Genomic DNA, 16,184 nt, shown 5'->3' with positions numbered 1-16,184 from the left:
AAACGCGACGCATGAAAGCAGCGGCAAAAACGCAAAAATCGAAACGCCAGGAAGAACAGACCAACTTCATCAGTTGGCGTTTTGCGTTGCTGTGCGGCTGTATTTTACTGGCGCTGGTTTTTTTACTTGGACGCGCGGCGTGGCTACAGATTATCGCCCCGGATATGCTGGTGCGTCAGGGCGATATGCGTTCGCTGCGTGTTCAGGAAGTCTCCACCTCACGCGGTATGATTACCGACCGTTCCGGGCGTCCACTGGCGGTCAGCGTACCGGTTAAGGCGATCTGGGCCGACCCGAAAGAAGTTCATGACGCCGGCGGCATCAGCGTTGGCGATCGCTGGAAAGCGCTTTCTACTGCGCTCAATATTCCGCTCGATCAGCTCTCCGCCCGTATCAACGCCAACCCGAAAGGGCGTTTTATTTATCTGGCGCGCCAGGTAAATCCTGACATGGCGGACTACATCAAAAAACTCAAACTGCCGGGCATTCATTTGCGTGAAGAATCCCGCCGCTACTACCCGTCAGGAGAAGTAACCGCTCACCTCATCGGTTTTACCAACGTCGACAGTCAGGGGATTGAAGGCGTTGAAAAGAGCTTTGATAAGTGGCTTACCGGTCAGCCTGGCGAGCGAATCGTGCGTAAAGACCGCTATGGTCGCGTGATTGAGGATATCTCCTCCACTGACAGTCAGGCAGCGCACAACCTGGCGTTAAGCATTGATGAACGCTTACAGGCGCTGGTTTACCGCGAACTGAACAACGCGGTGGCGTTTAACAAGGCGGAGTCCGGTAGCGCGGTGCTGGTCGATGTCAATACCGGTGAAGTACTGGCGATGGCGAATAGCCCTTCCTATAACCCCAACAACCTTGCCGGTACGCCGAAAGACGCGATGCGTAACCGTACCATCACCGACGTGTTTGAACCGGGTTCTACGGTTAAGCCGATGGTGGTGATGACTGCGCTTCAGCGCGGTATCGTCAACGAAAATACGGTGTTGAATACCGTTCCATACCGAATTAACGGCCACGAAATTAAAGACGTGGCGCGCTACAGCGAATTAACCCTGACCGGGGTTCTACAGAAGTCGAGTAACGTCGGTGTATCCAAACTGGCGTTAGCGATGCCGTCCTCAGCGTTAGTAGATACTTACTCACGTTTTGGGCTAGGAAAGGCGACCAATTTGGGGTTGGTCGGAGAACGCAGTGGCTTATATCCTCAAAAACAACGGTGGTCCGACATAGAGAGGGCCACCTTCTCTTTCGGCTACGGGCTAATGGTAACGCCGTTACAGTTAGCGCGAGTCTATGCAACGATCGGCAGCTATGGCATTTATCGCCCGCTGTCGATTACCAAAGTTGATCCGCCTGTACCCGGCGAACGCATCTTCCCTGAATCCACTGTACGCACCGTGGTGCATATGATGGAAAGCGTGGCGCTGCCGGGCGGCGGCGGCGTGAAGGCAGCGATTAAAGGCTACCGTATCGCGATTAAAACCGGTACGGCGAAAAAAGTGGGGCCGGACGGTCGCTACATCAACAAATACATTGCTTATACCGCAGGCGTCGCGCCTGCGAGTCAGCCGCGCTTCGCGCTGGTGGTTGTCATCAACGATCCGCAGGCGGGTAAATACTACGGCGGCGCCGTTTCCGCGCCGGTATTTGGTGCCATCATGGGCGGCGTTCTGCGCACCATGAACATCGAACCGGACGCGCTGGCAACGGGCGAAAAAAATGAATTCGTAATTAATCAAGGCGAGGGAACAGGTGGCAGATCGTAATTTGCGCGACCTTCTTGCTCCGTGGGTGGCTGGACTACCCGCGCGAGAACTGCGAGAGATGACGCTCGACAGCCGTGTGGCTGCGGCGGGCGATCTCTTTGTGGCAGTAGTGGGTCATCAGGCGGACGGGCGTCGATATATCCCGCAGGCGATAGCGCAAGGCGTAGCTGCCATTATTGCAGAGGCGAAAGACGAGGCGAGCGACGGTGAGATTCGCGAAATGCACGGCGTACCGGTTGTCTATCTCAGCCAGCTCAATGAGCGTTTATCTGCGCTGGCGGGCCGCTTTTACCATGAGCCATCTGAAAACATGCGTCTGGTGGCTGTGACCGGCACCAATGGCAAGACTACCACCACCCAACTACTGGCGCAGTGGAGCCAGTTGCTCGGCGAAACCAGCGCAGTGATGGGAACGGTAGGCAACGGACTGTTGGGTAAAGTGATCCCGACGGAGAACACAACCGGTTCCGCTGTGGATGTTCAGCATGTGCTGGCCAGTCTGGTTGCGCAGGGCGCGACCTTCGGCGCGATGGAAGTCTCTTCTCACGGCCTGGTGCAGCATCGCGTGGCGGCGTTGAAATTTGCCGCCTCCGTGTTTACTAATTTGAGCCGCGACCATCTCGACTATCATGGCGATATGGCGCATTACGAGGCGGCAAAATGGATGCTTTATTCCACCCACCATCACGGTCAGGCAATCGTCAACGCCGATGATGAAGTTGGACGCCGCTGGCTGGCGTCGCTACCCGATGCGGTCGCAGTATCGATGGAAGGGCATATCAACCCTAACTGTCACGGTCGTTGGCTGAAAGCGGAGGCGGTGGACTACCACGACCGCGGAGCGACGATTCGTTTTGCTTCAAGCTGGGGTGACGGCGAAATCGAAAGCCGCCTGATGGGCGCGTTTAACGTCAGCAACTTACTGCTGGCATTGGCGACGCTGCTGGCGCTGGGCTATCCGTTAACGGATTTGCTGAAAACCGCCGCGCGTTTGCAGCCGGTTTGCGGGCGTATGGAAGTGTTCACTGCGCCAGGCAAACCGACGGTAGTGGTGGATTACGCGCACACGCCGGATGCGCTGGAAAAAGCGTTGCAGGCGGCGCGCCTGCACTGCGCCGGAAAATTGTGGTGCGTCTTTGGCTGTGGCGGGGATCGTGACAAAGGTAAGCGCCCACTCATGGGGGCCATTGCCGAAGAATTCGCGGATATCGTCGTGGTGACTGACGATAACCCGCGTACCGAGGAGCCGCGCGCCATTATCAACGATATTCTGGCCGGAGTGCTGGACGCCGGGCAGGTCAGGGTAATGGAAGGCCGCGCTGAGGCGGTAACCAATGCCATTATGCAGGCAAAAGACAATGACGTCGTGCTGATTGCAGGTAAAGGGCACGAGGACTACCAGATTGTCGGCACGCAGCGTCTTGATTATTCAGACCGCGTGACCGCAGCGCGTTTGCTGGGGGGGATCGCATGATTAGCGTAACGCTCAGCAAAATTGCCGATGTCCTTGGCGCCGAACACCGCGGGGCGGATCTCACGCTCGATACGGTCATTACCGACACACGGAAAGTGACGCCGGGATGCCTGTTCGTGGCGCTGAAAGGGGAACGCTTTGATGCGCATGATTTTGCTGATAAAGCAAAAGCGAACGGCGCTGGCGCCCTGCTGGTCAGTCGTCCTCTGGATATCGATCTTCCGCAGGTGATTGTAAAAGACACGCGTCAGGCATTTGGCCAACTGGCCGCCTGGGTACGTATGCAGGTACCGGCGCGGGTGGTGGCGTTAACCGGTTCGTCCGGCAAAACCTCGGTCAAAGAGATGACCGCCGCGATTCTTAGCCAGTGCGGAAATACTCTGTATACCGCAGGCAATTTTAACAACGACATCGGCGTGCCGATAACGCTGCTGCGCTTAAACCATGATTATGACTATGCGGTAATCGAGTTAGGCGCTAATCACCAGGGAGAAATCGCCTGGACCGTTAGCCTGACGCGCCCGGAAGCGGCGCTGGTCAATAACCTGGCGGCGGCGCATCTGGAAGGTTTCGGCTCGCTGGCCGGCGTGGCGAAAGCGAAAGGCGAAATCTATACCGGTTTGCCTGAGAACGGTATCGCGATTATGAATGCCGATAATAATGACTGGCTGAACTGGCAAAGCATTATTGGCGATCGTCAGGTGTGGCGCTTTTCGCCGAATGCGGCAAACAGCGACTTTACCGCTGCGAATATCCACGTGACGTCACACGGTACCGAATTTACCCTGCAAACGCCGATGGGCAGCATTGATGTGCTGCTGCCGTTGCCGGGGCGGCACAATATTGCCAACGCGCTGGCGGCCGCTGCTTTATCAATGGCGGTGGGGGCGACGCTGGCGGCGGTTAAAGCAGGGCTGGCGGCGTTAAAAGCCGTACCCGGGCGTCTGTTCCCGATTCAACTAAGTGAAAACCAACTGGTACTGGATGACGCTTATAACGCCAACGTCGGTTCGATGACCGCCGCAGTGCAGGTCCTTTCTGAAATGCCCGGCTACCGTGTGCTGGTGGTAGGCGATATGGCCGAGTTGGGCGCAGAAAGCGAAGCGTGCCACATCCAGGTTGGCGAGGCCGCAAAAGCGGCGGGTATTGATCGCGTGTTAAGCACCGGAAAACTCAGTCAGGCTATCAGCCACGCCAGCGGCGTCGGCGAACATTTTGCCGATAAAGCCGCGCTCATTGCGCGTTTACACGCTCTGCTTCAGGAGCAACCAATGATGACTATTTTAGTGAAAGGATCACGCAGCGCCGCGATGGAAGATGTGGTTCATGCGTTACAGGAGAAAGGTTCATGTTAGTTTGGCTGGCCGAGCATTTGGTCAAATATTATTCCGGCTTTAACGTCTTTTCTTATCTGACGTTTCGCGCCATCGTCAGCCTGTTGACCGCGCTGTTCATCTCTTTATGGATGGGCCCGCGTATGATCGCTCGTCTGCAAAAACTCTCTTTTGGCCAGGTGGTACGTAACGATGGCCCGGAATCGCACTTCAGTAAACGCGGTACGCCGACGATGGGCGGCATCATGATCCTGACGGCGATTGTGATTTCCGTTCTGTTATGGGCTTACCCGTCTAACCCGTACGTCTGGTGCGTGCTGGTGGTATTGATTGGCTACGGCATTATCGGTTTTGTCGATGACTACCGCAAAGTGGTGCGGAAAGATACCAAAGGGCTGATTGCGCGCTGGAAATATTTCTGGATGTCGGTTATCGCGCTCGGCGTGGCCTTTGCGCTTTATCTCGTCGGGAAAGACACGCCCGCGACCCAACTGGTGGTGCCGTTCTTTAAAGATGTTATGCCGCAATTGGGGCTGTTTTACATTCTGCTGTCCTACTTTGTTATCGTCGGTACGGGTAACGCCGTAAACCTGACCGACGGGCTTGATGGCCTGGCGATCATGCCGACTGTTTTCGTTGCCGCCGGCTTTGCGCTGGTGGCCTGGGCGACCGGGAACATGAACTTCGCCAATTACCTGCATATTCCGTATTTACGCCATGCGGGCGAGCTGGTGATTGTCTGTACGGCGATTGTCGGCGCGGGATTAGGATTCTTGTGGTTTAACACCTATCCGGCGCAGGTTTTTATGGGCGATGTCGGATCGCTGGCGTTGGGCGGCGCGTTGGGCATTATCGCCGTGCTGCTGCGTCAGGAGTTCCTGCTGGTGATCATGGGCGGCGTCTTTGTGGTGGAAACTCTGTCGGTCATCCTGCAGGTGGGTTCCTTTAAACTACGCGGACAGCGTATTTTCCGTATGGCGCCTATCCATCACCACTATGAACTGAAAGGCTGGCCGGAACCGCGCGTGATTGTGCGCTTCTGGATTATTTCGCTGATGCTGGTGCTGATTGGCCTGGCAACGCTGAAGGTACGTTAATCATGGCTGATTACCAGGACAAAAACGTCGTCATTATTGGTCTGGGCTTAACCGGACTCTCTTGCGTGGACTTTTTTCTCGCCCGCGGCGTGACGCCGCGGGTGATGGATACTCGCGTGACGCCGCCGGGTCTGGATAAGCTGCCGCAAGAGGTTGAGCGTCACGTTGGCGGCCTGAACGACGAGTGGCTCTTAGCGGCGGATTTAATCGTTGCCAGCCCTGGTATTGCTCTGGCACACCCTTCGCTGAGCGCTGCCGCCAGCGCTGGAGTAGAAATTGTCGGCGATATCGAACTGTTTTGCCGCGAAGCGCAGGCGCCGATTGTAGCCATCACTGGCTCGAACGGCAAAAGCACCGTGACCACCTTAGTGGGCGAGATGGCGAAAGCGGCGGGCGTCAATGTCGGCGTTGGCGGCAATATCGGTCTTCCGGCGCTGATGCTGCTGGATGCCGATCGCGAATTGTACGTGCTGGAATTATCCAGTTTCCAACTGGAAACTACCTCAAGTTTGCAAGCGGCGGCGGCAACGGTGCTCAACGTCACTGAAGATCATATGGACCGGTATCCGTTTGGTTTGCAACAGTACCGGGCGGCGAAACTGCGCGTCTACGAGAAGGCGAAAGTGTGCGTAGTGAATGCCGATGACGCGTTGACGATGCCGGTACGCGGGGCCGATGAGCGCTGCGTCAGCTTTGGCGTCAATATGGGTGATTATCACCTTAATCGTCAGCAGGGCGAAACCTGGCTGCGAGTCAAAGGCGAGAAGGTGCTGAACGTGAAAGAGATGAAGCTTTCCGGTCAGCATAATTATACCAATGCGTTAGCGGCGCTGGCGCTGGCGGATGCCGTAGGTCTGCCGCGCGCCAGCAGTTTGAAGGCGTTGACGACATTTACCGGTCTGGCGCATCGCTTCCAGCTGGCGTTGGAGCATAACGGCGTACGTTGGATCAATGACTCGAAAGCGACCAACGTCGGCAGTACCGAAGCGGCGCTAAACGGTTTGCATGTGGACGGTACGCTGCATCTGCTGCTGGGCGGCGACGGTAAGTCGGCAGACTTTTCTCCGCTGGCGCGCTATCTGACCGGCGATCGTATCCGCCTGTATTGCTTTGGGCGCGATGGCGCGCAGCTTGCCGCACTGCGTCCGGAAATCGCCCAACAGACTGAGACGATGGAAGAGGCGATGCGTTTGCTGGCGCCGCGCGTTCAGCCGGGTGATATGGTGCTGTTGTCGCCCGCCTGCGCCAGCCTCGATCAGTTTAAAAATTTTGAGCAACGGGGCGATGTCTTTACCCGTCTGGCGAAGGAGTTAGGTTGATGCGTTTATCTCTCCCCCGTCTGAGAATGCCGCGCGTACCAGGCTTTGGCCTCCTGGCCTGGCTGTTTGCGGCGCTTAAAGGCTGGGTGATGGCTTCGCGCGATAAAGACGCCGACAGTCTGATCATGTATGACCGCACGCTGCTATGGCTGACCTTCGGGCTGGCGGCGATTGGTTTTGTCATGGTGACGTCGGCCTCCATGCCAGTCGGGCAGCGCCTGGCGAACGATCCGTTTTTGTTTGCCAAACGTGATGCGCTCTATATCTTCCTGGCATTTTGTCTGGCGATGGTCACGCTACGTTTGCCCATGACCTTCTGGCAAAAATACAGCACGACGATGCTGATTGCGTCGATCATTATGCTGCTTATCGTGCTGGTCGTCGGGAGCTCGGTCAACGGGGCGTCGCGCTGGATTGCGCTGGGGCCGCTGCGTATTCAGCCTGCGGAGTTTACCAAGCTGTCGCTGTTCTGCTACCTCGCGAACTATCTGGTGCGTAAGGTTGATGAGGTGCGAAATAACCTGCGCGGCTTTTTAAAACCAATGGGCGTGATTCTGGTGCTGGCGGTGTTACTGCTGGCGCAGCCTGACCTCGGGACAGTGGTCGTACTGTTTGTCACCACGCTGGCGATGCTGTTTCTCGCCGGGGCGAAATTATGGCAGTTCATCGCCATTATCGGGATGGGCATCTCTGCGGTGATTCTGTTAATCCTCGCCGAACCGTATCGTATTCGCCGCGTTACCTCGTTCTGGAACCCCTGGGAAGATCCGTTCGGCAGCGGTTATCAGCTGACGCAGTCGCTGATGGCTTTTGGTCGCGGTGAGATATGGGGGCAAGGGCTGGGGAATTCGGTGCAGAAACTGGAGTATTTGCCCGAGGCGCACACCGATTTCATCTTCGCCATTATTGGGGAAGAACTGGGTTATATCGGTGTGGTATTGGCGCTTTTAATGGTATTCTTCGTCGCTTTTCGCGCGATGTCGATTGGCCGTAAGGCATTGGAGATTGACCACCGTTTTTCCGGATTTTTAGCGTGTTCTATCGGTATCTGGTTTAGTTTCCAGGCGCTGGTAAACGTTGGCGCGGCCGCGGGGATGCTGCCGACCAAAGGTCTTACGCTGCCGCTGATCAGTTATGGCGGGTCGAGTCTGTTGATTATGTCGACGGCCATTATGTTTTTATTACGTATTGATTATGAAACGCGTCTGGAAAAAGCGCAGGCGTTTACACGAGGTTCTCGATGAGTGGTCAACCGAAGCGGTTAATGGTGATGGCGGGCGGTACCGGCGGGCACGTGTTCCCGGGACTGGCCGTTGCGCATCATTTAATGGCCCAGGGCTGGCAGGTTCGCTGGCTGGGTACCGCCGATCGTATGGAAGCGGATTTAGTGCCGAAGCATGGCATCGACATTGACTTTATTCGGATCTCCGGTCTGCGCGGTAAAGGCGTAAAAGCGCTTCTGGCGGCGCCGCTGCGGATTTTTAACGCCTGGCGGCAGGCGCGGGCGATCATGAAGCGATTTAAGCCGGATGTCGTGCTGGGAATGGGCGGTTATGTTTCCGGCCCCGGCGGTCTTGCCGCCTGGTCATTGGGTATTCCGGTCGTTTTGCATGAGCAAAACGGTATCGCCGGGCTAACCAATCAGTGGCTGGCCAGAATCGCGACCACGGTGATGCAGGCGTTTCCCGGTGCGTTTCCGAACGCGGAAGTGGTGGGTAACCCGGTGCGTACCGACGTACTGGCGTTGCCGTTGCCGCAGGTGCGTCTGGCCGGTCGTGACGGCCCGATTCGCGTGTTGGTGGTCGGCGGTTCTCAGGGGGCGCGAGTCCTGAACCAGACGATGCCGCAGGTTGCCGCCAGACTGGGCGATACGGTTACAATCTGGCATCAAAGCGGAAAAGGCGCGCAGCACACGGTAGAGCAGGCGTATGCCGGGGCGGGACAACCGCAACATAAGGTAACGGAATTTATCGATGACATGGCCGCCGCCTATGCGTGGGCGGATGTGGTGGTATGTCGTTCCGGCGCTTTAACGGTGAGCGAGATCGCTGCCGCCGGATTACCGGCGATATTCGTGCCGTTTCAGCATAAAGACAGGCAGCAGTACTGGAATGCGCTGCCGTTAGAAAACGCCGGCGCAGCTAAGATTTTTGAGCAGCCGCAGTTTACTGTAGAGGCTGTCGCCGACACCCTGGCGGGGTGGTCGCGCGAGGCGTTGTTAACCATGGCGGAGCGTGCCCGCGCGGTATCCATTCCGGATGCTACCGAACGCGTCGCCAGTGAAGTCAGCCGGGTTGCCCGGACATAATTTGTGGCGGTGCCTTTTGCATCGCAGGGTTTTTCTACCCTCAATAATTTGGGTTGCAGGCAAGCCAACGCATCTGCAATTTGAAGTATGGCGGGTATTGGAGTTAATGGCGTAAAGAATGAATACACAACAACTGGCAAAACTGCGTTCCATCGTGCCCGAAATGCGTCGCGTTCGGCACATTCACTTTGTCGGCATCGGTGGTGCTGGTATGGGCGGTATTGCCGAAGTTCTGGCCAATGAAGGGTATCAGATCAGTGGTTCCGATTTAGCGCCGAATCCGGTGACCCAGCAGTTGACGAGCCTGGGGGCGACGATTTTCTTTAACCATCGTCCGGAAAATGTGCGTGATGCCAGCGTGGTCGTCGTTTCCAGCGCAATTTCCGCGGATAACCCGGAAATTGTCGCGGCGCATGAAGCGCGTATTCCGGTTATTCGCCGTGCGGAAATGCTGGCGGAACTGATGCGTTTTCGCCACGGCATCGCCATTGCCGGGACGCACGGAAAAACCACAACGACCGCGATGGTGTCCAGTATTTATGCCGAAGCGGGGCTGGACCCGACTTTCGTGAATGGCGGACTGGTGAAAGCCGCAGGCGTTCATGCGCGTCTGGGCCATAGTCGTTACCTGATTGCCGAGGCAGATGAGAGCGACGCGTCCTTCCTGCATTTGCAGCCGATGGTCGCGATCGTCACCAACATCGAAGCCGACCATATGGATACCTATCATGGCGACTTTGAAAATTTAAAGCAGACGTTTATTAACTTCCTGCATAACCTGCCGTTCTACGGTCGCGCGGTAATGTGCGTCGATGATCCGGTCATCCGCGAGTTGCTGCCGCGGGTGGGGCGTCAGACCACGACGTATGGCTTTAGCGAGGATGCTGACGTCCGCGTAGAAGATTATCAGCAGATAGGGCCGCAGGGGCACTTTACGCTGTTGCGCCAGGGAATGCCGGATCTGCATGTCACGTTGAATGCGCCGGGTCGCCACAATGCCCTGAATGCCGCGGCGGCAGTGGCGGTAGCGACCGAAGAAGGCATCGCCGATGACGCTATCCTGCGCGCGCTGGAAAGCTTCCAGGGGACCGGGCGTCGTTTTGACTTCCTCGGCGAGTTCCCGCTTGAGCCGGTGAATGGTAAAGCCGGGACGGCGATGCTGGTGGATGACTATGGTCATCATCCGACTGAAGTAGATGCCACCATTAAAGCTGCGCGAGCAGGGTGGCCGGATAAAAACCTGGTGATGCTGTTTCAGCCGCACCGTTACACGCGCACGCGCGATCTGTATGACGATTTCGCCAATGTGCTGACCCAGGTCGATGCGCTGCTGATGCTGGACGTTTACCCGGCGGGTGAAGCGCCGATTCCGGGCGCGGATAGCCGTTCTTTATGTCGTACGATTCGTAATCGGGGAAAAATTGACCCGATTCTGGTTTCCGATCCGGCTCAGGTTGCGACAATGTTAGCGCCGGTGCTGACGGGTAACGACTTGATATTAGTGCAAGGCGCAGGAAATGTTGGCAAAATTGCGCGTTACTTATCTGAAATCAAGCTGAAGCCGCAAATCCAGGAGGAAGAGCAACATGGCTGATAAAATCGCGGTCCTGTTGGGCGGAACCTCTGCGGAGCGGGACGTTTCGTTAAATTCCGGCGCGGCAGTGTTGGCCGGGCTACGTGAAGGCGGCATTAATGCGCATCCCGTCGATCCGCAAGAGGTCGATGTCGCGCAGCTTAAAGCAATGGGCTTTCAGAAGGTCTTTATTGCGTTGCATGGCCGTGGCGGTGAAGATGGCACCTTACAGGGAATGCTTGAACTGCTCGGCCTGCCTTATACCGGTAGCGGCGTGATGGCCTCGGCGCTTTCCATGGATAAACTGCGCAGTAAATTGCTGTGGCAGGGCGCAGGCTTACCGGTTGCGCCGTGGGTCGCGCTGACGCGCGCTGAGTTTGAAAAAGGTCTTAGCGAAGAACAAAAAGCGCGAATTTCGGCGCTGGGTTTACCGCTGATCGTCAAACCCAGCCGTGAAGGCTCCAGCGTCGGTATGACGAAAGTAGTAGAAGAAAATGCTTTACAGGGTGCGTTATCATTGGCTTTTCAGCATGATGACGAAATACTGATTGAGAAATGGCTGTGCGGTCCGGAATTTACAGTGGCGATAGTTGGCGAAGAAATTTTACCGTCAATTCGTATCCAACCGGCAGGAACCTTCTATGATTATGAGGCGAAGTATCTCTCTGATGAGACTCAGTATTTCTGCCCTGCCGGTTTAGATGCGTCCCAGGAAGCCGCGCTACAGTCTCTCGTCCTGCAGGCATGGAAAGCTTTAGGCTGCACGGGATGGGGGCGTATTGACGTCATGCTGGACAGCGATGGTCAGTTTTATCTGCTGGAAGCCAATACTTCTCCGGGGATGACCAGCCATAGTCTGGTGCCGATGGCGGCGCGTCAGGCGGGAATGAGCTTCTCGCAGTTAGTGGTACGAATTCTGGAGTTGGCGGACTGATATGTCGCAGGCTGCGCTGAACACGCGAAACAGTGATGAAGAGACGCCTTCTTCACGCCGCAATAATGGAACGCGTCTTGCAGGAATTTTATTCCTGCTGACGGTACTGTGCACCGTGTTTGTTAGCGGGTGGGTCGTGTTAGGGTGGATGGAAGATGCGCAGCGTTTACCGTTATCAAAGCTGGTATTAACCGGCGAGCGTCACTACACGCGTAACGATGATATCCGTCAGGCGATACTGGCTCTGGGCGCGCCGGGAACCTTCATGACGCAGGATGTGAACATTATCCAGAGCCAGATTGAGCGTTTGCCGTGGATTAAACAGGCCAGCGTCAGAAAACAGTGGCCTGATGAATTGAAGATTCATCTGGTTGAATATGTGCCGATTGCGCGTTGGAATGATCAACATATGGTCGATGCTGAAGGGAACACCTTCAGCGTGCCGTCAGACCGCATCGGCAAACAGGTTTTACCCATGTTGTATGGCCCGGAAGGCAGCGCGAGTGAAGTGTTGCAGGGATACCGCGAGATGGGGCAGGTGCTGGCTAAGGATAAATTCACTCTAAAGGAAGCGGCGATGACCGCACGTCGCTCCTGGCAATTGACGCTTAATAACGGCATTAAGCTCAATCTCGGCAGGGGCGATACGATGAAAAGGTTGGCTCGCTTTGTAGAACTCTATCCGGTTTTACAGCAGCAGGCGCAAACCGATGGCAAACGGATTAGCTACGTTGATTTGCGTTATGACTCAGGTGCGGCAGTTGGCTGGGCGCCGCTCCCCCCTGAGGAATCTAATCAGCAACAGAATCAGGCACAGGCAGAACAACAATGATCAAGGCGACGGACAGAAAACTGGTAGTAGGACTGGAGATTGGCACCGCGAAGGTTGCCGCTTTAGTAGGGGAAGTTCTGCCCGACGGTATGGTCAATATCATTGGCGTGGGCAGTTGCCCATCGCGGGGTATGGATAAAGGCGGGGTGAATGACCTTGAGTCAGTGGTGAAATGCGTTCAGCGCGCCATTGACCAGGCGGAATTGATGGCCGATTGCCAGATCTCCTCGGTATATCTGGCGCTTTCCGGCAAACATATTAGCTGTCAGAATGAAATTGGTATGGTGCCCATTTCCGAAGAGGAAGTGACGCAAGAAGATGTGGAAAACGTCGTGCATACTGCGAAGTCAGTGCGCGTGCGCGATGAACATCGCGTGCTGCATGTGATTCCTCAGGAGTACGCCATTGACTACCAGGAAGGCATTAAAAATCCGGTCGGTCTTTCCGGCGTGCGTATGCAGGCGAAAGTACATTTGATTACCTGCCACAACGATATGGCAAAAAACATTGTCAAAGCTGTTGAACGTTGTGGTCTGAAAGTTGACCAACTGATATTTGCCGGACTGGCGGCCAGTTATTCCGTGTTAACGGAAGATGAACGTGAACTGGGCGTCTGTGTCGTGGATATCGGCGGTGGTACAATGGATATCGCCGTTTATACTGGCGGCGCGCTGCGTCATACCAAAGTGATCCCTTACGCGGGGAACGTGGTGACCAGCGATATCGCTTATGCCTTTGGTACGCCGCCGAGCGATGCTGAAGCCATTAAAGTTCGCCACGGTTGCGCGCTGGGTTCCATTGTCGGTAAAGACGAGAGCGTTGAAGTACCGAGCGTAGGCGGGCGTCCGCCGCGCAGCCTGCAACGCCAGACGCTGGCGGAAGTGATTGAGCCGCGTTACACCGAGCTGCTCAATCTGGTCAACGAAGAGATATTGCAATTACAGGAACAGCTTCGCCAACAAGGGGTAAAACATCACCTGGCGGCGGGGATTGTGTTAACCGGCGGCGCGGCGCAAATCGAAGGGCTTGCTGCTTGCGCTCAGCGCGTGTTTCATACGCAGGTGCGTATCGGCGCGCCGCTGAATATCACCGGTCTGACGGATTATGCCCAGGAGCCGTATTACTCAACGGCGGTGGGATTGCTTCACTACGGGAAAGAGTCCCACTTAAACGGTGAAGCAGAAGTGGAAAAACGTGTTACGGCATCAGTTGGCTCGTGGATCAAGCGACTTAATAGCTGGCTGCGAAAAGAGTTTTAATTTTTATGAGGCCGCCAGATATTACGGCCTCAGGCGACAGGCACATGACGGAGAGAGATTATGTTTGAACCTATGGAACTAACCAACGACGCGGTGATTAAAGTCATCGGCGTCGGTGGTGGCGGCGGTAACGCTGTTGAACACATGGTGCGCGAGCGCATCGAAGGTGTTGAATTCTTCGCGGTGAATACCGACGCTCAGGCGTTGCGTAAAACGGCGGTTGGCCAGACCATTCAAATTGGTAGCGGCATTACCAAAGGTCTGGGCGCTGGCGCTAACCCGGAAGTCGGTCGTAACGCGGCGGACGAAGACCGTGAAGCGCTGCGTGCGGCGCTTGAAGGCGCAGACATGGTATTTATCGCGGCAGGCATGGGCGGCGGTACCGGAACCGGCGCGGCGCCAGTGGTTGCTGAAGTGGCAAAAGATTTAGGTATTCTGACCGTTGCCGTGGTGACTAAGCCTTTCAATTTTGAAGGCAAAAAGCGCATGGCATTTGCGGAGCAGGGTATCACCGAGCTGTCCAAGCATGTGGACTCGTTGATCACCATCCCGAACGACAAGCTGCTGAAAGTGCTGGGCCGTGGTATCTCCCTGCTCGACGCGTTCGGCGCGGCTAACGACGTGCTGAAAGGCGCGGTTCAGGGCATCGCAGAGCTGATCACCCGCCCGGGTCTGATGAACGTCGACTTTGCTGACGTGCGTACCGTGATGTCTGAAATGGGCTACGCAATGATGGGCTCCGGCGTGGCGAGCGGTGAAGACCGTGCGGAAGAAGCGGCTGAAATGGCTATTTCTTCTCCGCTGCTGGAAGATATCGACCTGTCCGGCGCGCGCGGCGTGTTGGTCAACATTACTGCGGGCTTCGACCTGCGTCTGGATGAGTTCGAAACCGTCGGTAACACCATCCGTGCCTTTGCATCGGATAACGCCACCGTGGTTATCGGTACTTCTCTGGACCCGGATATGAACGACGAACTGCGCGTGACCGTTGTTGCCACTGGAATTGGTATGGACAAGCGTCCTGAAATCACTCTGGTCACCAATAAACAGGTGCAGCAGCCGGTGTTGGATCGTTATCAGCAGCACGGTATGGCGCCGCTGACGCAGGAGCAAAAAACGGTCGCGAAAGTGGTTAACGACAATACACCACAGGCGGCGAAAGAGCCGGATTATCTGGATATCCCCGCATTCCTGCGTAAGCAAGCTGATTAAGAATTAGCTGGAATTTGGGATTCTGGGCTCTTTGTGCTAAACTGGCCCGCCGAATGTATAGTACACTTCGGTTGGATAGGTAATTTGGCGAGATTATACGATGATCAAACAAAGGACACTTAAACGTATCGTTCAGGCGACTGGCGTCGGTTTACACACCGGCAAAAAAGTCACCCTGACATTACGCCCTGCGCCGGCCAATACCGGGGTCATCTATCGTCGCACCGACTTGAATCCACCGGTAGATTTCCCGGCCGATGCCAAATCTGTGCGTGATACCATGCTCTGTACGTGTCTGGTGAATGAGCATGATGTACGGATTTCAACCGTTGAGCACCTGAACGCTGCTCTGGCGGGCTTAGGTATCGATAACATCGTTATTGAGGTTAATGCCCCGGAAATCCCGATCATGGATGGCAGTGCCGCTCCGTTTGTCTACCTGCTGCTTGATGCCGGTATTGATGAACTGAACTGCGCCAAAAAATTCGTACGCATCAAAGAGACTGTTCGGGTTGAAGATGGCGATAAATGGGCTGAATTCAGACCGTACAATGGTTTTACGTTGGATTTCACCATCGACTTTAACCATCCGGCGATCGATTCCAGCAGCCAGCGCTACGCGATGAACTTCTCTGCGGATGCGTTCATGCGCCAGATCAGCCGTGCGCGTACCTTCGGTTTTATGCGTGATATCGAATATCTGCAGTCCCGCGGCCTGTGCCTGGGCGGCAGCTTCGATTGTGCCATCGTTGTTGACGATTATCGCGTATTGAACGAAGACGGCCTGCGTTTTGAAGATGAATTCGTTCGTCACAAAATGCTTGACGCGATCGGTGACTTGTTCATGTGTGGTCACAATATTATTGGTGCGTTTACCGCGTATAAATCCGGTCACGCATTGAATAATAAATTGTTACAGGCAGTCCTGGCAAAACAGGAAGCCTGGGAATTTGTGACCTTCCAGGACGACACAGAACTGCCGTTGGCTTTCAAAGCGCCTTCGACGGTACTGGCATAACGACATACGCTGTCGTATAAAATTCGACTGGTTAACCTGGCACTCT

At 55.6% G+C, this 16,184-nt stretch carries 13 protein-coding genes; all 13 read left to right on the top strand.

Going from position 1 to position 16,184, the window contains the following annotated elements; all coding sequences use genetic code 11:
• Nucleotides 1-11: 11 nt before the first annotated feature.
• On the top strand, nucleotides 12-1,778 hold the full coding sequence (ftsI, locus tag ACLJRS_RS20080) for a peptidoglycan glycosyltransferase FtsI (RefSeq protein WP_000642235.1): 1,767 nt from the start codon (nucleotides 12-14) through the stop codon (nucleotides 1,776-1,778).
• Entirely contained in the window at nucleotides 1,765-3,252 is a 1,488-nt protein-coding gene (gene murE, locus ACLJRS_RS20075; RefSeq protein ID WP_000775069.1) for a UDP-N-acetylmuramoyl-L-alanyl-D-glutamate--2,6-diaminopimelate ligase, read from the top strand. The genes ftsI and murE overlap by 14 nt, the downstream gene beginning before the upstream one ends.
• A complete protein-coding gene (gene murF, locus ACLJRS_RS20070) occupies nucleotides 3,249-4,607 on the top strand; it encodes a UDP-N-acetylmuramoyl-tripeptide--D-alanyl-D-alanine ligase (protein WP_000626633.1) in 1,359 nt (452 codons plus the stop codon). Before murE ends, murF begins: the two co-directional genes overlap by 4 nt.
• The gene (gene mraY / locus ACLJRS_RS20065; protein ID WP_000964138.1) at nucleotides 4,601-5,683 is read left to right on the top strand and encodes a phospho-N-acetylmuramoyl-pentapeptide-transferase; all 1,083 of its coding nucleotides are present in this window, start codon (nucleotides 4,601-4,603) and stop codon (nucleotides 5,681-5,683) included. Before murF ends, mraY begins: the two co-directional genes overlap by 7 nt.
• A 2-nt stretch (nucleotides 5,684-5,685) precedes the next feature.
• On the top strand, nucleotides 5,686-7,002 hold the full coding sequence (murD, locus tag ACLJRS_RS20060) for a UDP-N-acetylmuramoyl-L-alanine--D-glutamate ligase (protein WP_000796443.1): 1,317 nt from the start codon (nucleotides 5,686-5,688) through the stop codon (nucleotides 7,000-7,002).
• Entirely contained in the window at nucleotides 7,002-8,246 is a 1,245-nt protein-coding gene (ftsW, locus tag ACLJRS_RS20055) for a cell division protein FtsW (protein WP_001239803.1), read from the top strand. The genes murD and ftsW overlap by 1 nt, the downstream gene beginning before the upstream one ends.
• Nucleotides 8,243-9,310: an undecaprenyldiphospho-muramoylpentapeptide beta-N-acetylglucosaminyltransferase gene (gene murG / locus ACLJRS_RS20050; protein WP_000016619.1), complete on the top strand. Its 1,068-nt coding sequence runs from the start codon at nucleotides 8,243-8,245 to the stop codon at nucleotides 9,308-9,310. Before ftsW ends, murG begins: the two co-directional genes overlap by 4 nt.
• 118 nt (nucleotides 9,311-9,428) lie before the next feature.
• Nucleotides 9,429-10,904 (top strand): UDP-N-acetylmuramate--L-alanine ligase, encoded by a 1,476-nt coding sequence (gene murC, locus ACLJRS_RS20045; protein ID WP_001096070.1) that lies wholly within the window; start codon nucleotides 9,429-9,431, stop codon nucleotides 10,902-10,904.
• Nucleotides 10,897-11,817, top strand: a complete 921-nt coding sequence (locus ACLJRS_RS20040) for a D-alanine--D-alanine ligase (RefSeq protein WP_000763905.1) — start codon at nucleotides 10,897-10,899, stop codon at nucleotides 11,815-11,817. Before murC ends, ACLJRS_RS20040 begins: the two co-directional genes overlap by 8 nt.
• 1 nt (nucleotide 11,818) lies before the next feature.
• A complete protein-coding gene (gene ftsQ / locus ACLJRS_RS20035) occupies nucleotides 11,819-12,649 on the top strand; it encodes a cell division protein FtsQ (RefSeq protein WP_000075728.1) in 831 nt (276 codons plus the stop codon).
• Complete coding sequence (ftsA, locus tag ACLJRS_RS20030; protein ID WP_000588463.1) at nucleotides 12,646-13,908, top strand: cell division protein FtsA; 1,263 nt, start codon at nucleotides 12,646-12,648, stop codon at nucleotides 13,906-13,908. The genes ftsQ and ftsA overlap by 4 nt, the downstream gene beginning before the upstream one ends.
• A gap of 60 nt (nucleotides 13,909-13,968) precedes the next feature.
• Entirely contained in the window at nucleotides 13,969-15,120 is a 1,152-nt protein-coding gene (ftsZ, locus tag ACLJRS_RS20025) for a cell division protein FtsZ (RefSeq protein ID WP_000462785.1), read from the top strand.
• 100 nt (nucleotides 15,121-15,220) lie between these two features.
• Nucleotides 15,221-16,138, top strand: a complete 918-nt coding sequence (gene lpxC, locus ACLJRS_RS20020) for a UDP-3-O-acyl-N-acetylglucosamine deacetylase (protein ID WP_000595488.1) — start codon at nucleotides 15,221-15,223, stop codon at nucleotides 16,136-16,138.
• Nucleotides 16,139-16,184 lie beyond the last annotated feature (46 nt).

The organism is Salmonella sp. SAL00670, assembly GCF_046552235.1.
GTDB lineage: Bacteria > Pseudomonadota > Gammaproteobacteria > Enterobacterales > Enterobacteriaceae > Salmonella > Salmonella enterica.
This window is presented reverse-complemented; position numbering and strand designations above follow the sequence as displayed.